Origin of the sequence: Sphingobacterium zeae (genome assembly GCF_030818895.1) — a bacterium.
Lineage (GTDB): Bacteria > Bacteroidota > Bacteroidia > Sphingobacteriales > Sphingobacteriaceae > Sphingobacterium > Sphingobacterium zeae.
On sequence record NZ_JAUTBA010000001.1, the window covers coordinates 4,190,845 to 4,213,059 of the forward strand.

17 protein-coding genes and 2 rRNA genes are annotated in these 22,215 nt (G+C 40.4%); 6 read left to right on the plus strand and 13 right to left on the minus strand.

The genetic code is table 11. The features are described from left to right. Nucleotides 1-248 precede the first annotated feature (248 nt). The 3 genes from QE382_RS17620 (at nucleotide 249) to QE382_RS17630 (ending at nucleotide 4,217) form a co-directional block, all read left to right on the plus strand. A complete protein-coding gene (locus QE382_RS17620; protein ID WP_307187080.1) occupies nucleotides 249-1,976 on the plus strand; it encodes an MFS transporter in 1,728 nt (575 codons plus the stop codon). A gap of 241 nt (nucleotides 1,977-2,217) precedes the next feature. Then, nucleotides 2,218-3,081, plus strand: a complete 864-nt coding sequence (locus QE382_RS17625) for an N-acetylglucosamine kinase (RefSeq protein WP_307187081.1) — start codon at nucleotides 2,218-2,220, stop codon at nucleotides 3,079-3,081. Nucleotides 3,082-3,395: 314 nt separating this feature from the next. Beyond that, on the plus strand, nucleotides 3,396-4,217 hold the full coding sequence (locus QE382_RS17630) for a UDP-2,3-diacylglucosamine diphosphatase (RefSeq protein WP_307187082.1): 822 nt from the start codon (nucleotides 3,396-3,398) through the stop codon (nucleotides 4,215-4,217). A 69-nt stretch (nucleotides 4,218-4,286) separates the two neighbouring features. Here the strand turns inward: QE382_RS17630 and QE382_RS17635 are convergent, their stop codons facing one another. Both QE382_RS17635 and QE382_RS17640 read right to left on the minus strand, forming a co-directional pair. Continuing rightward, the gene (locus QE382_RS17635) at nucleotides 4,287-4,970 is read right to left on the minus strand and encodes a metal-dependent hydrolase (protein ID WP_307187083.1); all 684 of its coding nucleotides are present in this window, start codon (nucleotides 4,968-4,970) and stop codon (nucleotides 4,287-4,289) included. A 10-nt stretch (nucleotides 4,971-4,980) separates the two neighbouring features. Next, complete coding sequence (locus QE382_RS17640; RefSeq protein ID WP_307187084.1) at nucleotides 4,981-5,286, minus strand: YbaB/EbfC family nucleoid-associated protein; 306 nt, start codon at nucleotides 5,284-5,286, stop codon at nucleotides 4,981-4,983. 185 nt (nucleotides 5,287-5,471) lie between these two features. On the opposite strand from QE382_RS17640, the gene QE382_RS17645 reads away from it, so the two are divergent. Continuing rightward, a complete protein-coding gene (locus QE382_RS17645) occupies nucleotides 5,472-6,098 on the plus strand; it encodes a substrate-binding domain-containing protein (protein WP_307187085.1) in 627 nt (208 codons plus the stop codon). A gap of 94 nt (nucleotides 6,099-6,192) precedes the next feature. On the opposite strand, the gene QE382_RS17650 is transcribed toward QE382_RS17645, so the two are convergent. Further along, a complete protein-coding gene (locus QE382_RS17650; RefSeq protein WP_307187086.1) occupies nucleotides 6,193-7,170 on the minus strand; it encodes a DUF8457 domain-containing protein in 978 nt (325 codons plus the stop codon). Nucleotides 7,171-7,404: 234 nt separating this feature from the next. Between QE382_RS17650 and QE382_RS17655 the strand changes: the two genes are divergently transcribed. Continuing rightward, nucleotides 7,405-7,986, plus strand: coding sequence for a thymidine kinase (locus QE382_RS17655; RefSeq protein WP_307187087.1), 582 nt, complete (start codon nucleotides 7,405-7,407; stop codon nucleotides 7,984-7,986). 199 nt (nucleotides 7,987-8,185) lie between these two features. Here QE382_RS17655 and QE382_RS17660 read toward each other — a convergent pair whose 3' ends face one another. The 8 genes from QE382_RS17660 to ccoN all read right to left on the minus strand — a co-directional run bounded on the left by QE382_RS17660 (nucleotide 8,186) and on the right by ccoN (nucleotide 18,357). Continuing rightward, nucleotides 8,186-10,909 carry a carboxypeptidase-like regulatory domain-containing protein gene (locus QE382_RS17660; protein WP_307187088.1) on the minus strand — a complete coding sequence of 908 codons (2,724 nt, stop codon included), beginning with the start codon at nucleotides 10,907-10,909 and terminating at the stop codon, nucleotides 8,186-8,188. Between the two features lie 129 nt (nucleotides 10,910-11,038). Then, a complete protein-coding gene (gene cls / locus QE382_RS17665) occupies nucleotides 11,039-12,502 on the minus strand; it encodes a cardiolipin synthase (RefSeq protein WP_307187089.1) in 1,464 nt (487 codons plus the stop codon). A gap of 56 nt (nucleotides 12,503-12,558) precedes the next feature. After that, a complete protein-coding gene (locus QE382_RS17670) occupies nucleotides 12,559-13,248 on the minus strand; it encodes a sulfite exporter TauE/SafE family protein (protein WP_307187090.1) in 690 nt (229 codons plus the stop codon). Between the two features lie 9 nt (nucleotides 13,249-13,257). Continuing rightward, nucleotides 13,258-13,680 (minus strand): FixH family protein, encoded by a 423-nt coding sequence (locus QE382_RS17675; RefSeq protein ID WP_294348945.1) that lies wholly within the window; start codon nucleotides 13,678-13,680, stop codon nucleotides 13,258-13,260. A gap of 11 nt (nucleotides 13,681-13,691) precedes the next feature. Beyond that, the gene (ccoG, locus tag QE382_RS17680; RefSeq protein ID WP_307187091.1) at nucleotides 13,692-15,080 is read right to left on the minus strand and encodes a cytochrome c oxidase accessory protein CcoG; all 1,389 of its coding nucleotides are present in this window, start codon (nucleotides 15,078-15,080) and stop codon (nucleotides 13,692-13,694) included. A gap of 15 nt (nucleotides 15,081-15,095) precedes the next feature. Beyond that, nucleotides 15,096-16,010 carry a cbb3-type cytochrome c oxidase N-terminal domain-containing protein gene (locus tag QE382_RS17685; RefSeq protein ID WP_294348941.1) on the minus strand — a complete coding sequence of 305 codons (915 nt, stop codon included), beginning with the start codon at nucleotides 16,008-16,010 and terminating at the stop codon, nucleotides 15,096-15,098. 3 nt (nucleotides 16,011-16,013) lie between these two features. After that, complete coding sequence (locus QE382_RS17690; RefSeq protein WP_209582232.1) at nucleotides 16,014-16,211, minus strand: hypothetical protein; 198 nt, start codon at nucleotides 16,209-16,211, stop codon at nucleotides 16,014-16,016. A gap of 4 nt (nucleotides 16,212-16,215) precedes the next feature. After that, nucleotides 16,216-18,357, minus strand: a complete 2,142-nt coding sequence (gene ccoN, locus QE382_RS17695; RefSeq protein ID WP_307187092.1) for a cytochrome-c oxidase, cbb3-type subunit I — start codon at nucleotides 18,355-18,357, stop codon at nucleotides 16,216-16,218. 558 nt (nucleotides 18,358-18,915) lie between these two features. Here ccoN and QE382_RS17700 point away from each other — a divergent pair. Continuing rightward, on the plus strand, nucleotides 18,916-19,056 hold the full coding sequence (locus QE382_RS17700) for a hypothetical protein (RefSeq protein ID WP_307187093.1): 141 nt from the start codon (nucleotides 18,916-18,918) through the stop codon (nucleotides 19,054-19,056). Between the two features lie 28 nt (nucleotides 19,057-19,084). Here the strand turns inward: QE382_RS17700 and rrf are convergent. Next, nucleotides 19,085-19,196: ribosomal RNA gene (rrf, locus tag QE382_RS17705) — 5S ribosomal RNA — on the minus strand. Between the two features lie 125 nt (nucleotides 19,197-19,321). Continuing rightward, nucleotides 19,322-22,203: ribosomal RNA gene (locus QE382_RS17710) — 23S ribosomal RNA — on the minus strand. Nucleotides 22,204-22,215 lie beyond the last annotated feature (12 nt).

Sequence of the window (22,215 nt, forward strand, 5' to 3'; positions counted from 1 at the left end):
TGATTACACTTAAGCCAGTTTCCAAGATTAAGTGAGATGAAGAACTTAATGATTTCTTTTAAATCCGAAGCGGATTAAATATTGAGAACCTTGACAAAGAAAAAAACAAATTTTGTTATTTCAAAATATTTCAAAAAAAATATTTACTATTGTAGCTAGTAAAACGATTTAACAACATTTTTAGATTGAATTTATATTTTTTTTCATAAGTTCGTACCTTTCAAAATTTAAGTTTTTAGATCCCTTATATGGAACAGCAACAAACTAAAACCAATTACCCCGCGCTTTACACACTAATTATTGTGTTTTTCTTCTGGGGGTTCATTGCGGCAGGGAACAGTGTTTTTATACCGTTCTGCAAAAATTACTTTCATTTAGATCAGTTTCAATCCCAGCTGATTGACTTTGCTTTTTATACGGCCTATTACATCGGCGCATTACTACTATTTATTTTCAGTTCAATTGGTGGAAAAGACCTGGTTGGAAAATGGGGATATAAAAAGAGTATCGTTTATGGTTTACTTTTCTCAGCTTTAGGTGCTGCCGCCATGATCGTCGCTGTCGAAGTGAACCTCTATGTTGGTATGTTGTTGGGTCTCTTCGTCGTTGCACTGGGTTTTTCATTACAACAGACCGCGGCAAATCCATTTGCAGTTTTATTGGGTGATCCAAAAACCGGAGCGTCGCGCGTCAACCTTGGTGGAGGTATCAACTCTTTCGGTACGACAATAGGCCCACTTGTTATCGGATTTTCATTATTCGGAACTTTTGAACCTATTTCTGACTCCGAAATTGCCAACCTTCCTTTAAATAAAGTAGTCTATCTTTATATAGGCGTTGGCCTGCTGTTTATTTTAGCTGCAGCGCTATTTAATTTCAGTAAAAAAGTTCCTGCTGGGATTAGCGACGAGCCGATGGAAAAAGCGAACAAAGCTTTACGTACATTGATTATTATGACTGTTTTGCTATTCGGTATGTTCACACCCGTTTTTTTAAGCTATAAAAGTGATTTAGCACTAGAAGTAGAGCAATTACACAAACAAGTTTCGAGCTTAACGGATCCCGCCCAGATCGATCAACTCAAATCACAGATTAAAGAAATTGCCAAACCTCTTGAAACACAGCGTATGCTCTGGTTAGCAGGCGCATTGGTTGTTGTCATTGGCGGTTTGTTGTTCTCTAATAAAAGTGCCCAAAAGAATCCAGAAGGTTGGGGTGCGATGAAATACCCTCAATTGGCTTTAGGTATGCTTGCTTTGTTTATCTATGTCGGCATCGAAGTAGCCATTGGTAGTAACCTAGGCGAATTATTAACCCTAAAAGAATTTGGTCATCTGCAATCATCACAAATTACACCTTATGTATCCATGTACTGGGGGAGTATGATGATCGGACGATGGGCAGGCGCAATAACTGCGTTTAACTTAACTAAAACCACCAAAAATGGCTTATTGGTAATAGTTCCACTCGTTGCCTTCTCTATTATTATTGGAGTTAATACACTCGCTGGATTTGAAATGTCACACCTCTATTATTATGTTGTTTGTATTATTCTTCAAATTGTAGCATTCTACCTAAGTAAAGAGAAACCTGCTCGCACGTTAATTATTTTCGGATTATTCGGAATTATTGCCATGTTGGTTGGCTTGTTCTCATCGGGTACAATCGCTATCTATGCTTTCTTATCAGGAGGTCTCGCATGTTCAATAATGTGGTCGTCCATTTTCAGTTTATCCATTGTTGGTTTGGGTAAATACACCGCTCAAGGTTCGGCGTTCCTTGTTATGATGATTCTTGGGGGAGGTGTTCTTCCTCCGATCCAAGGAAAATTAGCAGATATTATCGGTATTCACAATTCATATATTCTACCATTGGTGGGATTCTGTTATGTTGTTTTCTTTGCGATCTTTGTGAAGGGAATATTAACAAAACAAGGAATCAACATTGACGAAATAGAGGCTGAAGGAGGACATTAACACCCCTCACTAATTGTAAATAGTACACTATTTAAACAATTTTATTACACAGCTCAAAAACAGGCTTAGCGGTATTGCTAAGCCTGTTTTTTTATCTACTGACTAAATGACAAAAATTTATTTTTTGAAAAATCAACGGATAAATTATGATATTTAAAATTAAAAAATGTATTTTCGGGGAATTGATTAATGATTGATTACTCATTTTATAACGATAAAACACAATTAAAACTACTCAATAATGATAATCATTGCTGACGGGGGATCAACAAAAACAAACTGGTGTTTGTTAGACGATTCGAATAAAAAAATCTACTTCAATACAGAAGGATATAATCCTTATTTTGTTGATAGTGAATACATTGTAAACTCCCTAAAAAAAGGACTACCGCAAGATTTGCCTTTTGAAAAAATCTCGGAAGTAAACTATTATGGTGCCGGAGTTCACAACAAGGAAAAAGCACAAATTGTAGTTGATGCCTTGAAAGAAGTATTTACAACAGCTAAGGTTGAAGTCGGACATGATCTTCTTGCTGCAGCGAGAGCATTATTAGGAACTCAAGCTGGGTTTGCTGCGATACTGGGAACAGGAACAAACTCCTGTCTTTATGATGGCAAAGAAATCACGCTAAACATCGACTCTGGAGCCTATATTTTAGGTGATGAGGGTTCTGGCAGCTATATCGGCAAAAAATTATTAGCGGATTATGTTCGTAATTTAATGCCTAAAGATGTGAAGGAAGTATTCTATAACACCTATAAAATGACAAAAGACGAAATTATGGATGCGGTTTATACCAAGCCTATGCCTAATCGTTTTTGTGCTAGTTTTAGCAAATTTGTTTATGACAATAATGTCAATATCGAATATACACGTAATATCGTCGATGAAGCTTTTGAAGCTTTTTTCAGAAACCTTGTCAGTAAATACCCGAATTATCAGAGCTATACTTTTAACTGTATAGGTTCAGTAGGCTATAATTTCAGAAATGTATTGGCTGAAAAAGCTGAACAATATGGAATGAAAGTAGGCAAAATATTACGCTCCCCGATTGACGACTTGGTACAATTTCACATTGATAGAGCGGCAGCTATGGCCAAATAAAAGAATAACAATCTTTAACATAGTTAAAAGGTATCCAATTTGTATTGGATACCTTTTTTAGTACAGCACACCACAGTTTCCAACTCCCTAACTACGCCAAAAGCTCGTACTTGCTGCCAATATTAATTTCCAATCAACTATTTAAATCTTTTTACAAAATACTTTAACGATTTAATAACAGCAATTTCATCGGCACAAAATAAATGTATCTTTCTTTTGTAAAAGAAGATAATAGATTTATCGAATAAAATTAGTGTGGTTCAATTCAGCTTGAGTCATCTTTCCAAACAGGGATAAAAAAAAATTATTTGCAAATGAAAAGAAGCCTTGATATACTTGTAATCTCAGATTTACACCTTGGTACCTACGGCAGTAGAGCAAAAGAGCTTTTACTTTACTTGGAATCAGTATCTCCAAAAATATTGATAATGAATGGCGATATCGTAGACATTTGGCAATTTAAAAAAAGCTACTTTCCGCAGGAGCATCTCAAAGTTATCAAAAAAATTATTGACATGAGCTCTTCAGGTACAGAAGTGCATTACATCACAGGTAACCACGACGAAATGTTACGCAAGTTTACAGACCTAAAATTAGGTAATATCAAGCTGAGCAACAAACTACTTCTATCCCTCAATAACCAAAAAGTGTGGATCTTTCATGGGGATGTTTTTGACGCTTCCATTCATCATTCTAAATGGTTGGCAAAACTGGGTGGATGGGGTTATGATAAACTTATACAACTCAATAATATTATTAATTACTGTCTTGACAAAATGGGTAAGGAGAAATTCTCGCTATCAAAAAAAATTAAAAACTCTGTTAAAAAAGCGGTCAAATATATATCGGATTTTGAACATACAGCAACCGAGTTAGCCATAGAAAAAAACTACGATTTCGTCATCTGTGGACACATACATCAACCTCAAATCAAAGAAGTCATTACCCGAAAAGGAACCTGTACATATATGAATTCTGGTGATTGGATTGAAAATCTCAGTAGTTTGGAATATAAAAATGGTGAATGGAAACTGTTCTATTTTGAAGAAAACAAAGAACAAATCCTTAAAAACAAAATCATCGACATTCCCCTATTCAGTTTGGAAGATCTTAAAAAAATTGTTATATCTTCATAGATACAAAGAAGTAAAATCTGAAAAGGCTGCTTGATAAACAAAAAGCCGAGGCAACTCGGCTTTTTTAACTTAAAGCTCAACTCTCGTACCGATTTCAGGTAATGACAGTGATATATCCGCATTTTGGAATTTATCCAATGCTTGTTGTTTATCGATAGTGATTGGCGGAAAAGAGTCGTAATGGATTCCGATTACCCGGGCGCAGTTCACAAATTCAGCTGCTTTGACTGCATCATCCACGTCCATGGTATAATGCCCTCCTATCGGTAAAAAGGCCCAATCGAGGTTCATTTCAGCCAATAGTTTCATTTCCATAGTTAAAGCCGTATCCCCTGCAAAATAAATTCGTTTGCCTTTTATATTGAAAACAAAACCCACAGGAAATCCTCCATATCGGCCGTCAGGTGTACTATTGGTATGCGCAGCATAAACCATCTTTACCGAACCAAAAGGCAGCTGCACAGTTCCACCCAAGTTAAACTCGATAACTTTATCATCAGGGACTCCCTGTCTGCGGACCCAGTCTGCGGTTTCAACAATCGCTAAAACAGTAGCATTACTATTTTTTTGGATCGTAGCCATATCGGCTACGTGATCCTGGTGCCCATGGCTCAAAAAGATATAGTCTGGTTTAATCGCATTGATATCAATTTCCTTTGCCAGTGGATTATAGGTGACAAATGGATCCATAAGCACCTTTATCCCGTCAAAATCAAACTCCACACAAGATTGTCCGTAATATGTCGCTTTCATGATGATCACCTTATTTATTAAATAATCCGCCCAGTCCACCCAACATATCCTTGCTCGCAGCCTGCATTTCAGCCTGACTGATATTCTCAGCTTGGACAAGAGCCTTATTCAAAGCAACCACGAGTAATTCTTCCAGTTCTTCCTTATCCGCGTTTGATAAAAATACAGGATCGATAATCACCTCTTTTATCTCTTTATTTGCCGTCGCTGTTACACGGATTAATCCACCTTCCACCTCACCGGAAACAGAAATTGAATCCAGTCTTTTCTTGATCTCCTCTGCCTTTTGCTGGGCCTCAAATAATTTGTCAAACATATTTATAGCATTTATTTTATGCCAATTTACAAAAATATGTGCATACCTACTATTGCTAATTCACTTTCTCCGATACTCCCCTTTCCTTCTGAAATTGGCCGTTCTTATTTGCAAGAAAGAACATTCAGTTCGCTTTCATTGCTCTTGGTGTGTACGAAGTCATGAAGGTTTTGTATTTTTGTAGTATGCAAAGCAATCAAGAAAAACTTGTCGCCCATATTTTGGACCAGCTGAACCTAAATTCAGCAGCTATTTCAGTAGAAACTTACAACAAATTACTTTCAGGTCAGCCTCAAATCGTGGACATCGATGATATGATCAGCTATGTCAAAGGCATAGGCAATGATCTTGATGCTAGTGATAAAAGCGCTGAATTCATCGAAAAAATTGAAGATGAAACGAATATCCTCATCCATAAACTTAAGTTTATCTCAGCGATTGACAGGCCTAAAGTCTTGGTTTTAGATCAAATCGAACCGCTTGAAATTAACCGTTCAGCTTATCTACATGAAGCCATAAAGATTGCAGGTGGTATTCCAGTGACGACTGAAAGTGAAGCCGACAAAATCATTGTCATTGGTCATGGTGAACAAACGTTTATCCAGCTACCTAAATTGTTGAATACGCCAGCTATCACTTCGTCCAAAGCTATCGAGCTCGATCAGGTCTTTATTATGACCGATCAACAGTTTGCACAGATTCCAGGATACAATTATTTAAAGGAACTCGAAGCATTAGCGGAAATTCTTCAGCCCAAATATTTTGTATACGGTCATGAAGGAAATGATTGGTTACAATTTCAACTAAACTGATAAATCTGAAATATAGGCCAAAAAAAACAGCTCCTATACTTTCAGAGCTGTTTTTTTATTGTTTTAATATTCTAGTTATATCTTCTGCAATATTTTAGTTAAATCTTCTGCGCAGGACATCGTATAATTTTTCAACGGTATTCGGTTTATCCGCCCACTTATTTTTAATCGCATAATTTGTTTGTAAAAACGCATCCGCCTCCGCATAGCTCGTAAATCGATTTAATAATTCAATTGCTTCGCTATATGCCAAGCTATAGCCATTAAACAAATCTTTAATAAACAAAAGTTTATCATTTAAGCTTATACCTGTTTTAATATCCGTGAGTTTATCATTACTTCCAGATTGATTTACCTGATAGACTCGGTTTTGCACTCCCGCTTGTTTCTGCTGAGAAATAATTTCATTTAAAGTTAATGGTCTAGCAGGAACTTCCTCAACAACAGTATTGATTTCTTCCTGAATAAAAACTTCCTTGGGCTGTTCAATAATGATTTCTTTCGGCTCTTCAACCACTTCTTTAACAAAGACATTCGCTTCTTCTATCTGTGAGGTTGCTCCCTTTTCGACCTGATAAGGCGGCTCAACTACCCGAGATCCTGTTATGCGAGAATCTACAAATCCATCGGCAACAGGGTTAGATTCCTCCGATTTCAATGGTTCTCTTTCGTAAGTTACTGGTCTCTCGCTCTCCTCTACCAAATTTTCGTCCTTGATGGATTTGAGATCTTCAACCTGCTCGGTTTCCTGAACTACTTTTGCAGGCTGCTCAGCGACAAATTGCTGCGCCGCTGTTCTAATGGTAGAAGGCGGTGTAAAATAATCGTTGAATGCAATCTTCTTACTTTCCAATGCGGCTGAATTTAACGTATGCGGCGATTGATTTTCGCGAAGGACAGTCGTTGTCTTGAGTAGAGTTATATAGGCTGCCACAGCCTGTGCCTTAGCCTCCAATAGGACTAATTCATTCATTTCGGACAAGCCGTCTTGTTCTGACAAGGTCAGATACTTTCCATTTAAATCCTGTAATAAATCACCTATCTTATTAAAAATTTCCTCTTGAGTACCCATAATTATATTTGAAATCACCAATTAATCGTTTATCATACCTATACCCTCAACTAACTTAAAAGTGGAAAACTCAAACCTTTGATTTATAAATATTTGGATTTACATACACTTTTTTGCTACCCAAATTTAATATTTAATTCTGATATTAGCAGCGTCAAAAACAGAATATAGTAGTAGGTTATTATACAAATATCGCCTTATTTGAAGACCATACGACAAAATTAAATTAATCAAATGCTTTTTTCCGAACATAATTTGGCTTTGCGCCCCGCTCAATATGGTAGCATTGAAATTATCTGCGGTTCCATGTTTTCAGGCAAAACAGAAGAATTGATTCGCAGACTAAAACGAGCGCAATATGCACGTCTGAATGTTGAAATATTTAAACCATCCGTTGACAAGCGATACGACGATAAATTAGTCGTTTCACACGATAGTAACAGCATACCCTCTACGCCAGTTGATCATTCTTCCGCTATCCTACTCTTAAGTTCATCAACTAAAGTGGTCGGAATCGATGAGGCACAGTTTTTTGATGACGGTTTGACAGAGGTATGTGTCAAATTGGCAAATAGTGGTGTGAGAGTAATTGTCGCGGGACTCGATATGGATTATCAAGGAAAACCATTTGGGCCAATTCCCCATCTTATGTCGGTAGCCGAACATGTGACAAAAGTGCACGCGGTGTGCATGCAATGCGGGGCTCCGGCAAATTATTCTTATCGCCTGACCAATGAGACAGCAACAGTACTTTTAGGTGAAAAAGAAGCCTACGAACCTCGGTGCAGACATTGTTATTTTAATTTGACTAATTGATCCAAAGAAGCACTCGATAAATATCTGCCAAAAAATACACAAATAAAGTTTGGCATAAAATTTGAAATATTCTTTACAAATAGAAGATTAACGCTTTAAATAGCGACAAAATACTTTTCATAATTTAGGTTTATAATTGGTTAGTTAGCAGCTCCTTGCCCATCAAGGAGCTGCACTTTTTTATATCCATACGTAATAGTTAGGGCTGAACGCTATAGTTTATGACCTTACGTCCAATATTCCCAGTTTGGTCCATCCCTTCAACAATCACTTTATAATTTCCATTTCCGTCGGCATTATAAAATTGAATCGCAGCTTCCCCTGTTTCTGTTATGGAGACTTTCGGATTCCAGTAAATAGTGGTTCTCAAATCATTCACAGCTTTTCTCTCTGGAGTATCATATTTAGGAACGTAGAATTTTCTTTCTTTGATGTAGCCCAGCGGATACATATCGATAACGTTTGATTTAGGTAACATACTTTCAATCTCACTCAACGACATCCGTGGTTTCTTAGCTTCTACTTTCTTCGTATAGATGGAAACAACACCATTGTTCTGATACATTCTGGAAACTGTCCCCAATTCATCGCGCAAGAAAATTTCTATACCTTCGATATCAGCGACATTGATACTATTCAGCCCCGGTTCATCAATAGCCATACCATTCAGAAAGAATTGGACAGGTGTACGCCCACCCGCATTGTAATCGCGGGAAACATAATATTTCAATGTCTGCGGATCATAAGTAATACCCGTCAACACCGTTTGGAGACACATCGTCAACACATTGCACCCTGTCAAACGATCGGGTTCAATACGATGCTCGGGCATCGATAATCCCGAAATAGAAGGAAAATCTTTATTTGTGATTACTTTTTTCACTACGGCTGTCACTTCGACTTCATCCAGCAAGATGGATTTTCGATATTCTTTTCGGCTATTGGCCAGATAAGGCGCAAAAGCCTGATCTATATTGGGTATAAAATAGCTCTTATACCCATTGTTCTTATCAATCTCAGGATAAAAGCTCTGATCCATATTGATAACCAAACTCCTGTAATTGTCATTGGATCGGGCATTTACCGTTACTTTGGATGAATCTGGAAAGACCAGATCCTTAAATGTGAATCGTCCATTTTGATCCGTATACACATCCTTTTTAATGTTACGGGAAGGCACCGATAAAAGCAAGCCTCCATTTGGATAAGGACGCCCTGTGTTCATCCGAAGGGTGCCAGACAACTCTATACCTTGCTCAGGGAGAAAACTAATCTGCGGTAATTTCTCCGAAATAAGCGTTGGATAATCAAATCGACGATAACCCTGTGTCATTAATAATGCATCAAGCGCTTTGTCACGATTAGGATTTTTTTCATCGAAATAGGCGTTTGGATTCTCCACATTCCCTTTCAGGTCGGAAGTTAGTAAAAAGTTACTCACGATAGAAAGATCCGCCTGATCATCATAAGGAACTTTAGCTTCATCGATTACAGATACCGAGTAGCTTCCAGGAAATTTCTGTCCATTGTTGTCCACCGCAAGTTTAAGGCTCACTAAGTCCTTGGCCTTATAACTTTGCTTATCACTTGTGACTTTGATATTTAAAAGCTTTTCGCTTTGAACAAATGCCAGGCGCTCGCTGATAGGTTTTCCCTCTGGGCTCAATAAAGTTACTTGGACAATACCGTTTGGTAAACGTTCTTTCGGAATATTAACCAACGCTGAGGAAGATTTTAGATTCACTTGAGCCCCATAACAAAGGTGTCCATTGGACTGAACCAAAACATAATAAGATTGACTTTGGTTTTTTGAGAAATTTTCTTCACTGGTCACCACCGCGAACTCCGCATTCGTGGCATCCTGCTTCACAAAAACGACGTTTGCTTTATCCGTAACGACAGCCGGCAATTGGTATGTGCGTTCTTGGCCGTTGTCAAACTTTATCACAGCTTGATACTTTTCTCCAGCAAGGGGTAGCAGCGAAAAATAACCCATTCCAGTTCCAAAGTCCTGAATCTCTGCTACGGACTTGCCCTTTGAATCCAAAATATTCCCTTTAACCTTTAGCCCTTTTCCATCAGATCCAACGGCTTTAAATGCGACCTTTTTAGCTAGGCCTGCGATCAGATCCCCTCCTTCAGGAAAGAACTGTACGTCGGCATCCCATAAGGCATTTTTGAGTAAGAAAGAACTAGATAGAGGCTTTTCATTTTTGTTTTCCTGAATACTAATTTTCAGTTGTCCCTTTTCTAAATTCGACTTTTCCTTCGCCGATAGATTTATAGTTACTTTCCCCAATCCGTCAGTCTCACCTTTACCCTTATCATACGTTTCCCACCCTGATACAAACTCCCAATTAATTTTTGAATTGATCATCGGTTTTCCCGTTCGATCGCGAAACTGTACAACAGCCTGCGTCTTATTGCCACCGATATTATTTTGAAATTCAATATTCGTAATCAATTTCTTATTGATTACGTCACCAATGGGAATTACTTTATTAAAGAAGTAAGCATTATCGAAATTAGCCATCCATTTCGTATACCCTCTAAACCGATAATTGTCCTGAACCATAAATTGAGGATCAAGCACAATCTGCCCATTTCCTACCCCTTTATCCAATGGAATCCGAAGAGTCTGGATAAGGGAATCACGGCTATTCAGCACCTCCACGTACGCTATTTTACTTGGCTCATATTCGGGCAAATTGCGGGATAAATAGGTGGAAAACCAAAGGGTGTCCCCTACTGCATAATACGGCTTATCGAAATGTAAATGTACCTTCTCAACCGGATACACTTGAAAATATTTCTGAACTCGTTCTACGATCGTATTGATAGGCAACGTAGGTGTAGTCTGGGCATAAGTCGTCCCCATTCCTAACAGTCCTATCGATAAAGTCAATAGTTTTATGTGCTTCATTGAAAGTCTTAGAATAAAAAATGAATAGCTAAATATATTCAATTTTGAGCAAAGACCAACTCCATTGGGGTATATTTAACATTTATTGTACCTATTCATCGGGTTAATACCGACTCCCTATAGGATAACTTAAAGTAAGGGAGCCAATAGTCTGCAGATAGAATCGACACCTCTTTTCCAACGGCTTCGCTGCATCCAACTTCGAATTGTAATCAGATCTGAAAATTCAATATCAGCCAAAAACTGTGCATTCAGACGGTCACAGAGTGCTCTATCCGAGATAATTCCTGAAATTTCGAAATTGATATAAAAACTCCTGATATCCAGGTTTGTCGTTCCAATATACGCCAACTTCCCATCAATGCAGACCGTTTTAGCATGGAGAAACCCTTTTTTATAAAGGTAAACATTCACTCCCCTTTCCAGTAGCGGTTTGATAAATGAAAAAGAAGCATGTTGTACGAAATACGAATCAGACTGAGCCGGCAACATCAAATCCACACGAACACCCGACGAAACCGCCAACATTAAAGCAGTTGTCAATTGATCGCTTGGAATAAAATAAGGAGTACACAACTGTACATACTCTTTAGCTTCATTTATACCAGCAATAATTGCTTCCATATTGAATGGTGCTGGCGATCCAGGATCACTCGCTGTAAACCCTACTCCGCTGGCATCTTCATTGGTTAATGGAAATCGATTTAAATAACCCCGCCCAAGTTCAAAAGACTCCGCTTCTGTCTGATTCCAGCTATTCCAAAACTGGATCTGTAATGTATTTACTGCTGCACCGATTACCATCATCGCCGTATCCCTCCAGTAAACCTCATTCTTTCCGTTATTGATATATCGATCCGAAATATTGATCCCACCGACAAAGCCGATCTTACCATCTATAACCACGATCTTACGGTGATTTCTGTAGTTACTATTTGCCAAAGAACTAAAAGTAACGGGTAAAAAGGCTTGAAATTCAAAATCAGGTTTATTCCGGCGCAAATATTTAATCACATCCGGCGCACCAAAACTGTCTAATATTAGACGCACAGTGACACCATTTTTTGCTTTCTCTTCTAAAATATGTAAAATTTCACAGCCTATTTCATCCATTTCCCAAATGTAATATTCCATATGGATAGAATGCTCGGCTGCTTTAAGCCGGTCGATAAGTACTGGAAATTTTTCTTCGCCATTGATAAATAGCGTCACCTCGTTATTCAGGGAAAAGGTAGATATTTTTTGGTTTTTGAGGTATCGATACACCATAGCCAAACTTCCAATGCGTTCATTTAACGTATCGATATGTTCCTCCATAATTTCAGACTCCTTACGCCAAGCGTCCAATAGTTTTTTGGACTGCTCACGGTATATCCGTTTCATTCTTTTGACTTTCTTAAATTTTTGTCCAAAGAAATAGTAACTAAGTAAACCAATGCCGGGCAAGAACACAATCACCATAATCCAGGCAATAGTCTTGGATGGATTACGGTTTTCGATCAATATGGTCCCAATTACACCAATATAAAGAATCAGTAAAGGGATCCAATAATATTGTAATATTATTTGTAAGATATGATGAAGTACCTCCATTTTGTATGCTAAGGGTTTGACCAAATATAATATTTAGTACCGACATATTGTTGTCGTTAAACACAGTTTATTGCACCTTCAACATGAATAAATGGACTTAAATAGGGAATATCTAAATTGGCACCACGAAGTACAAACCATATTCCCAACAAGAAATATAGAAAAGGTACCCATTTTGAAAATCCAATTTTGAAAGATTTGGAAAAATTTCCAAGAAAAGAAAATAAAAACAACAACGGTATAGTTCCCAAACCAAAACATACCATAAAGAAAAAACTTTGGAGTTGACTATCCGCATTGATGGAAGACATAAGTGCCATATAGACCATGCCACAGGGTAATAATCCATTCAACACACCGGCTATAAAGCTACCACCTGGCTTATACAACCACTTCGACAACAACCGTACAATAGGCTGCACAGCTTTGGTCTGCCAGCTCGCGATCGTTTTGTTGTGCTTACCGACTAGCTGAAATAAAGCAATTCCTATCAGTATAATTCCTGTAACCCAGCTCAAGGTGCGCTGCCAGCCTTGAATTTGTGCGAATGTCCCTATCGTACCGAGTAAAAGCCCCAAACAACCATAGGTCAGTACCCTACCGGATTGATATAATACTTTATTTAGGAAAACTTTCCAGCCCAAGCCCTGCCTCCCTTCTATGGCGAAAATCAATGGGCCACACATTACCGCACAGTGTATACTGCCAAACAATCCCATGAAAAAAGCAAAATAAGTATAGCTCATTTCCTTATACTAAAATAAAATATGCTCTTCAAACAGAAAATCTTTACCCATACTTTTCCAATCAATATAAAGGTTCCACATTCCTTTATCGAACGTGGAGATCGGAAGGGTATATAGATTACTTGTTGTCTGAAACGGTAATTCTTTATCCAATCGATTATCAGAAGGCTTTCGAAAAACCAATTTCCCTTTATTTTCTTTAGAGACAAAATGAATGTATAAGGTGTCTTTCCTGATTTCGACAGTCGGAGATTCCTTCATAGTCAATACATTCTGCTTTTTATCATACGCTTGGTCATAATTCAGGCCCTGTTCGTAGTAATCATCTTCCTCCAGACTATCCGAGTCATGGCTCACCATATAGACACCTGCTCCGACTATGCACAACATAAATACCGCCAAGGTTAAAAAAATTTTTGTACCCCAATTCATTGTTTTTCATTTTAATTCATACCCGGAGGCGCTATGAAAGTGGTTTTTAAACTTTCCACTTTTTTATCACCCGAATAGATCGCTAATTTTACATTACTTTTATAAGTCTCCACGTCCTTATTCGCGATAATGAGAAAAAAACTCATTGTCGCATGCCCATCTTTATCCAATTTTTGGATAGGGTTAACCAGCTGAATCTTTAAACGCGGATCATCGCAGACCAGTTTGAAAGGCATTTCTCTGCCAGACTTATTGATCAATTCCAAAGAATACAAGTTGCTTATTGTCTTATCCTCACGAAGCTGGTAGGTACTGCCCTTTGCGCGGAGTAACCTTCCATCCACCTGAGAACGGTTGAACAATAGAAAACAAAAGACAGTCATTAGGGCGACCAGCACGATAGAATAAGCTATTGTTCTCGTATTGTTTTTTTTCTTGAGCGTGCCCTCGATCTCGCCCATTGGATAAAAGCCAATTAACTTTTTAGGCTTTCCGATTTTGTCCATGACAGCATCACATGCGTCGATACATGCCGTACAACTTACGCATTCCAATTGCAAGCCTTTTCGAATATCAATTCCTGTCGGACATACATGGACGCAGAGCTTGCAGTCCACACAATCGCCCTGAGGTGCCATGACATCCTTTTGATGTTTTCCTCTAGGTTCTCCACGTCTATGATCATAAGCTACGGTAATACTCTGATCGTCCAAGAGTACCCCTTGCAATCGGCCGTATGGGCAGATTGCTATACATACAATTTCTCTAACATACGCAAAGACGCCATAGAAAACCAATGTAAATATTGTAATCGAGATAAGACCACCGATATGTTGATCCAGCGGATCAGTGATAATCTTTAACAAGGCATCTACACCGATAATATAAGATAAAAAGATATTGGAGATGAAAAAGGATATGATCAGAAAAATGCTATGTTTCAAAAATTTCTTAAACTGCTTTTGATCCGTATTCGGACCTGCATCCAATTTTTTTTGTTGTTGCCAATCACCTTCAATCCAATACTCGATCCTTCTAAATATCAATTCCATAAAAATGGTCTGGGGGCAAGTCCACCCACACCATACCCGTCCGAAGACAACAGTAAACAAAACCACACATACCATCACGATCAACATGCCGAACACGAATATGTAAAGATCTTGGGGATAGAAAAGATTTCCTAATATGGAGAATTTCCGGTCAATAATGTTAAACATTAAAAATGGTTCGCCATTTATTTTGATAAAAGGAGCGACAAATAAGAACAGTAGCAGTGAATATCCAACCCACTGTCTCTTTTTGTAAAGTTCTCCCTGCGGTTTCTTGGCATAAATCCATTGTCTCTTTTTTGACTTAGATCCACCGTTATTGGCATTATTCAATACTACTGTACTCATTGTTATTTCGATTTATTACTCTGCTTTTTTTTCTGTCTCAGCTTGATCTGTTTTACCTTCCTCCGCTGATTGCTCTCCACTTGCTGCCTGCCCACCACCATAGCTTACCTCTTCACCTTGCGGCGCTTTTGGATTAGCAGGGTTAGTATCCCTTAATGTGACAATATAACTGGCCACCTGTGCAATTTGAGCAGGACTTAAAGTTTGTTCCCAAGGCACCATTCCTTTATCAGGAACACCATATTTAATGGTTTTGAAGATATCTTTAATCTCGCCACCATGAAGCCAAAACTTATCAGTCAAGTTCGGTCCGATGCCCCCCTCGCCGCTACCACCGTGACAAGCGACACAGTTTGCGGTAAAGATCGCTTTTCCATCAGCTGCCATTTCCGGCTGAAACTCCACGGTACTTTCATCTACGTTACTCGCTGAAGCAGTGAGATAAGCCTGACGTTCTTTCTCAGCAATGACCATCTCGTGTTCATACTCCTGATCTTGGTTCATTCCTATACCAGAGACCTGATAAACGAATAAGTAAACAAGACCAAAAAAGATTGTTCCGTAAAAGAGGAAATTAAACCAGATTGGAATCGGATTATCCAATTCGCGAATACCGTCATACTCATGGTCTATAACAATATCCTTCTCTTCTGAAATCGGTCTGATCCCCATGATCTTGTTCCATGACCTTTTCATCCAGCCTTTGTTTGCTGCCTTTTTGAGTTTTTCCTCGTTGGCCAATTCAGGCATGGTAATCTTAATAATGGATTTCATCGCACGATTGACCATCAGTGCCGAAGCGAGGAGAGCCAACATCACAACGATCAATACGATAATTAAGATATCTGTGTATAAATTATCTGTACCAAATCCTATCGTAGATTGAACAACTTCTGCGGTAGCTGGTGCAGTATCCAATAATAAACTCATATATTATAGACTTTCAGGTGAATGATTCAGTTCCTTTTCTGTTTCGTCTTCTTCCAAAGGCAATTCCTTCATATAAGTAACATAGTCTTTTTTCATCCGGAACAACATTATTGCTACTGAAATGAAGAAAATCAAGAAGATCCAAAGTGATGCGATTAAATAAAGCTCACTACCGTTTAGATTTGTTATTTGCTTAAACATCGCTTTATTGATTTGCGTTAATAGTATTATCAGCTACCTTCGGCGCTGCCTTTATATCTGTTCCAAGTCGCTGCAAGTATGCAATTACGGCTACAATCTCACGATCAGCTAACACATTCACTTGATTTTGTTTCAGATCATCAGCAATTTTTTGCGCTTGCTTAGTAAGATCCTGTTCAGCCTGTTCAATTTCAGCATCGGTATATGGAATACCCAATTTGCGCAATGCTTTCATTTTATCCTGCAGAATAGAATTGTCCAATTTCTGATCGATCAGCCATGGATAAGTTGGCATGATACTTCCAGGAGAAGTAATTGTTGGATCCATCAAGTGGTCAAAGTGCCATTTGTTCGGATATTTCCCTCCGATCCGGTGCAGATCCGGTCCAGTCCGCTTCGAGCCCCATAAAAATGGTGTATCGTAAACAAACTCACCAGCTTTACTATATTCACCATACCGCGCTGTTTCTGACCTAAACGGACGGATCGTCTGTGTATGACAATTAACACAGCCTTCCCTAACATACAGATCCCGTCCTTGCAATTCCAATGCTGTATAAGGTTTTACACTCGCAATCGTTGGAACGTTTTTAGAAATTGTAAAAGTCGGCACCATCTCCACCATACCCCCGATGAGGATGGCAATTAGCGCTAACACCATAAATAAAATTGGCTTACGTTCAAGGCGACGGTGTTGCGACTGTTCGTTTACCTGAACCGGCAATAATGCAGGTGCTTCCGCTGGTTCATTGGCCAGAAGCTTTCCGCCTTTCATCGTTTTGATCAAGTTGAACGTCATCAAGAACACACCAGACAGATAAAGAGCCCCACCTAACGCACGCATCATGTGCATCGGCAGAATTTCTAATGTCGTCGCAAGGAAGTTTGGATATTTCAAAACGCCCTCTGGTGTGAATTCTTTCCACATTAAACCTTGCACTACAGCAGCCCAATACATTGGGATTGCATAGAACAAAATACCCAGTGTACCAATCCAAAAGTGAGTTGATGCCAGCTTTTTAGAGTATAGTTCCGTTTTATAAATACGAGGTATCAACCAGTACAAAATTCCAAAAGTCATAAATCCGTTCCATCCCAATGCCCCCACGTGCACGTGTGCTACAATCCAATCGGTAAAGTGAGCAATTGCATTAACTTGTTTCAAGGACAACATAGGCCCCTCGAAAGTTGCCATCCCATAACAGGTAAGTGCCACCACCATGAATTTTAACATCGGTTCTGTCCGCACCTTATCCCATGCACCCCGTAAAGTGAGCAGACCATTGATCATACCACCCCAACTTGGAGCAATCAACATAATTGAAAACACGACTCCTAAAGACTGTACCCAACCCGGTAGTGCCGTATATAACAAATGGTGAGGACCTGCCCAGATATAGATAAAGATTAAAGACCAAAAGTGAAGAATACTTAATTTATACGAGTAAACCGGACGGTTGGCCATTTTAGGAAGAAAATAATACATCATTCCCAGATAGGGAGTCGTCAAGAAAAAGGCTACTGCATTGTGTCCATACCACCATTGTACAAGGGCATCCTGTACACCTTTATACACATAGTAACTTTTCCAGCCCGCTACAGGCAATTGAATGGAGTTAACAATGTGCAAAACAGCGACTGTAACAAACGTGGCAATATAGAACCAAACTGCGACATACATATGGCGTTCGCGTCGTTTGATAATAGTGCCGAACATATTGATACCAAATACAACCCAAATTAGGGTAATAGCGATATCAATTGGCCATTCCATTTCGGCATACTCATGGCTTGAAGTAAGCCCCAGTGGAAGTGTAATAGCCGAGGCAACAATAATCAATTGCCAACCCCAAAAATGGAGCTTACTCAAAGCATCACTGAACATTCTTGCTTTAAGCACCCGCTGCAAGGAGTAGTATACTCCCATAAAAATACCATTACCTACGAAAGCAAAAATAACCGCATTGGTATGTACAGGACGTACACGGCCAAATGTTGTAAATTGCAATCCAAAGTTCATCTGAGGCCAAACAAGCTGAGTCGCCACAAGCAATCCTATGGTCATACCAACTATCCCCCAAATAATGGTAGCGATTCCGAAATTTCTGACAATCTTATTGTCGTAATTAAATTGCTCTAACTGCATTACTTAAATTGTTGATTCTGCTTCAAAAGTAAGCAGCATTTTATGACAATCTAATGATGCACAATGCGTACAAAAGTGATGTGCATCACTTTTAGCTTAATCTCGGCTTTTGCTTCGTTTCTACAATTTACAACTGAATGTAAGTAAGTTATCAAAAATAAAAGTGGTGAACCTGTGTTCCTATAATTAATCGTGAAGTCAAAAGTGATGCTAATCACTTTTCTAACCTTGCAGCTAGATCTTTTAATATAAGTCAACCTATTATTACGGCCAAAAAAGGTTGTTGTTTCCTTAAGACAATAAAAAGGAGGGGTATCAAATTTATGGTGGCTTAAATTGACTGCTGCCGGCCAGCCTACAATCATTGATAACGATCCATAGTAGCGTAGCCATTATCGTGATTCCAAAGTAAACACTATTGACGAAAGCGATGATGAAACGGTTCTTGTATATAGGCAATAATTGATGGAAACAGCAAGATACAAAAAAGACGGATACATGGATGGTGGTAGGCCATATCGGTAAAGCCTCCAAATTTACTCATTACAAGAAATAGCAATGACAATAGAATATAGAAAGAGTATCGCCACTGGTCCAGAATCAGGTAAGGATGGGAAAGGAACATGGCAGATGGATACCCTCCGATGGACCGGCCTCACCGACGGTCGGCGGCAGCATACAAACGAAAGAAGCCCTTGACTGTTTCCAGCAAGGGCTTCCGTGTAAAAAAAGGCACCGACCTACTCTCCCACCTGTTACGGCAATACCATCGGCTCTGGCGGGCTTGACTGCTCTGTTCGGAATGGGAAGAGGTAGACACCGCCGATATAGGCACCTAAAAATCTTTATTGGCTGATCTATGATATCCATATCATGTGATCCATGCCAAATGACATATATACTGAAAGAGTTACGTTTCTGTCTGTTTCAAAAATTAAAGAGGAAGACAACAGTGTCTGTCTGCTTGAGAAAGCTTCGGGCTATTAGTACCACTTGGCTTTGGTCTCTCAACCTTTACACCTATGGCCTATCAACGTAGTCATCTTCTACGACCCTATAAGGAAGTCTCATCTCGTGGCTAGTTTCGCACTTAGATGCTTTCAGCGCTTATCTATTCCAGACGTAGCTACCCTGCCGTACACCTGGCGGCATAACAGGTTCACCAGAGGTCTGTCCAACCCGGTCCTCTCGTACTAAGGTCAGATCCACTCAAACTTCCAACGCCCACAACAGATAGGGACCGAACTGTCTCGCGACGTTCTGAACCCAGCTCGCGTGCCACTTTAATGGGCGAACAGCCCAACCCTTGGGACCTTCTCCAGCCCCAGGATGTGACGAGCCGACATCGAGGTGCCAAACCTCCCCGTCGATATGAGCTCTTGGGGGAGATCAGCCTGTTATCCCCAGCGTACCTTTTATCCTTTGAGCGATGGCCCTTCCATACAGAACCACCGGATCACTATGTCCGTCTTTCGACCCTGTTCGACTTGTCGGTCTCACAGTCAAGCAAGCTTATGCCATTGCACTCCACGTACGGTTACCAAGCGTACTGAGCTTACCTTTGAAAGCCTCCGTTACCTTTTTGGAGGCGACCACCCCAGTCAAACTACCCACCAAACAATGTCCTCCACATGATGGAGTTAGAAACCGGATACAGAAAGGGCGGTATTTCAAGGTTGATTCCATGACTCCTGGCGAAGCCACTTCAACATCTCCCGCCTATCCTACACATCCTGTACCCAATCTCAATGTTAAGCTATAGTGAAGGTGCATGGGGTCTTTCCGTCCCGTTGCGGGTAATCGGCGTCTTCACCGATACCACAATTTCACCGAGCTCATGGCTGAGACAGCGCCCAGATCGTTACACCATTCGTGCAGGTCGGAACTTACCCGACAAGGAATTTCGCTACCTTAGGACCGTTATAGTTACGGCCGCCGTTTACTGGGGCTTCGATTCAATGCTTCTCTTGCGATGACATCCCCTCTTAACCTTCCAGCACCGGGCAGGTGTCAGGCCTTATACTTCATCTTGCGATTTTGCAAAGCCATATGTTTTTGTTAAACAGTCGCCTGGGCCTTTTCACTGCGGCTGCTCTTTCGAGACAGCGCCCCTTCTCCCGAAGTTACAGGGCCATTTTGCCGAGTTCCTTAGCCATGACTCACTCGAGCACCTTAGGATTCTCTCCTCGACCACCTGTGTCGGTTTGCGGTACGGGTCTTCATAACCTGAAGCTTAGCGGGTTTTCTTGGAAGTCTGTTTACCTGCTCTATCAGCGCCACCGGAGCTTTGCTGTACTATTGGGTTTCAGCTAGAGTTGCGGATTTGCCTACAACTCCAATACCTACGCCTTTCAACGAACTATTCCGTCAGTTCGCGGCAGTGTCACTACTCCGTCACCACATCGCAGTTATGAAGAGTACTGGAATATTAACCAGTTGTCCATCGGCTTGCCCCCTTCGGGTGCGCCTTAGGTCCCGACTGACCCTGATCCGATTAACGTTGATCAGGAAACCTTGGTCTTTCGGTGGGCGGGTTTCTCACCCGCCTTATCGTTACTTATGCCTACATTTGCTTTTCCATAACCTCCACAGTTCATTGCCAAACTGCTTCTCCGGCGATGGAATGCTCCCCTACCAGATGCACATCTTTCAGTGCAAATCCATAGCTTCGGTACCGTTCTTGATGCCCGTTTATTATCCACGCCCGGCCGCTCGACTAGTGAGCTGTTACGCACTCTTTAAATGAATGGCTGCTTCCAAGCCAACATCCTAGCTGTCTGGGCAACCGGACCTCGTTAGTTCAACTTAGAACGAATTTGGGGACCTTAGCTGATGGTCTGGGTTCTTTCCCTCTCGGCCTTGGACCTTAGCACCCAAAGCCTCACTGCCGGCTATATTTGATAGCATTCGGAGTTCGTCTGGATTTGGTAGGATTTGACTCCCCCGCACCCAATCGGTAGCTCTACCTCTATCAAACTCCACGCCGACGCTGTTCCTAAAAACATTTCGGGGAGTACGAGCTATTTCCCAGTTTGATTGGCCTTTCACCCCTACCCTCAGGTCATCCGGAAACTTTTCAACGTTTATCGGTTCGGTCCTCCATTACATGTTACTGCAACTTCAACCTGCCCAAGGGTAGATCACAAGGTTTCGCGTCTACCTCATCTGACTATCCGCCCTATTAAGACTCGCTTTCGCTTCGGCTGCGTCCCTGAAGGACTTAACCTTGCCAGACAAGAGTAACTCGTAGGCTCATTATGCAAAAGGCACGCTGTCACAGAACTCGTCTGCTCCAACCGCTTGTAAGCACACGGTTTCAGGTTCTTTTCACTCCCCTGTTCGGGGTTCTTTTCACCTTTCCCTCACGGTACTGGTTCACTATCGGTCTCTCAGGAGTATTTAGCCTTACCAGATGGTGCTGGTGGATTCCCACAGGATTTCTCCGGTCCCGCGGTACTCAGGATACCACTATGCCAATATTCTTTACCTGTACGGGGCTCTCACCCTTGTCGCGCAGTTTCCCACCTGCTTCCAGTTCATAGCATTGTACAATATCGTGGTCCTACAACCCCGTCTATGCCGTAACATAAACGGTTTGGGCTCTTTCCCGTTCGCTCGCCACTACTTGGGAAATCATTGTTATTTTCTTCTCCTACGCCTACTTAGATGTTTCAGTTCAGCGCGTTCGCGTTTTATACGGCTATTCTTCAAATAGCCAGGTTGCCCCATTCGGAAATCTTTGGATCAAGTCGCATTTGCCAATCCCCAAAGCTTATCGCAGCTTATCACGTCCTTCTTCGCCTCTGAGAGCCTAGGCATCCCCCGTGTGCCCTTATTTACTTTCTTCACCGGCATAGC

Bases quoted from the DNA above. Each gene is read 5' to 3' on its own strand.
- QE382_RS17645 (WP_307187085.1), top strand. From the start codon at position 5,472: ATGCAAAGCAATCAAGAAAAACTTGTCGCCCATATTTTGGACCAGCTG.
- QE382_RS17675 (WP_294348945.1), bottom strand. From the start codon at position 13,680: ATGAATTGGGGTACAAAAATTTTTTTAACCTTGGCGGTATTTATGTTG.
- QE382_RS17630 (WP_307187082.1), top strand. From the start codon at position 3,396: ATGAAAAGAAGCCTTGATATACTTGTAATCTCAGATTTACACCTTGGT.
- QE382_RS17620 (WP_307187080.1), top strand. From the start codon at position 249: ATGGAACAGCAACAAACTAAAACCAATTACCCCGCGCTTTACACACTA.
- ccoN (WP_307187092.1), bottom strand. From the start codon at position 18,357: ATGCAGTTAGAGCAATTTAATTACGACAATAAGATTGTCAGAAATTTC.
- QE382_RS17685 (WP_294348941.1), bottom strand. From the start codon at position 16,010: ATGAGTTTATTATTGGATACTGCACCAGCTACCGCAGAAGTTGTTCAA.
- QE382_RS17670 (WP_307187090.1), bottom strand. From the start codon at position 13,248: ATGAGCTATACTTATTTTGCTTTTTTCATGGGATTGTTTGGCAGTATA.
- cls (WP_307187089.1), bottom strand. From the start codon at position 12,502: ATGGAGGTACTTCATCATATCTTACAAATAATATTACAATATTATTGG.
- QE382_RS17625 (WP_307187081.1), top strand. From the start codon at position 2,218: ATGATAATCATTGCTGACGGGGGATCAACAAAAACAAACTGGTGTTTG.
- QE382_RS17635 (WP_307187083.1), bottom strand. From the start codon at position 4,970: ATGAAAGCGACATATTACGGACAATCTTGTGTGGAGTTTGATTTTGAC.
- QE382_RS17700 (WP_307187093.1), top strand. From the start codon at position 18,916: ATGACAATAGAATATAGAAAGAGTATCGCCACTGGTCCAGAATCAGGT.
- QE382_RS17690 (WP_209582232.1), bottom strand. From the start codon at position 16,211: ATGTTTAAGCAAATAACAAATCTAAACGGTAGTGAGCTTTATTTAATC.
- ccoG (WP_307187091.1), bottom strand. From the start codon at position 15,080: ATGAGTACAGTAGTATTGAATAATGCCAATAACGGTGGATCTAAGTCA.
- QE382_RS17655 (WP_307187087.1), top strand. From the start codon at position 7,405: ATGCTTTTTTCCGAACATAATTTGGCTTTGCGCCCCGCTCAATATGGT.
- QE382_RS17640 (WP_307187084.1), bottom strand. From the start codon at position 5,286: ATGTTTGACAAATTATTTGAGGCCCAGCAAAAGGCAGAGGAGATCAAG.
- QE382_RS17650 (WP_307187086.1), bottom strand. From the start codon at position 7,170: ATGGGTACTCAAGAGGAAATTTTTAATAAGATAGGTGATTTATTACAG.
- QE382_RS17660 (WP_307187088.1), bottom strand. From the start codon at position 10,909: ATGAAGCACATAAAACTATTGACTTTATCGATAGGACTGTTAGGAATG.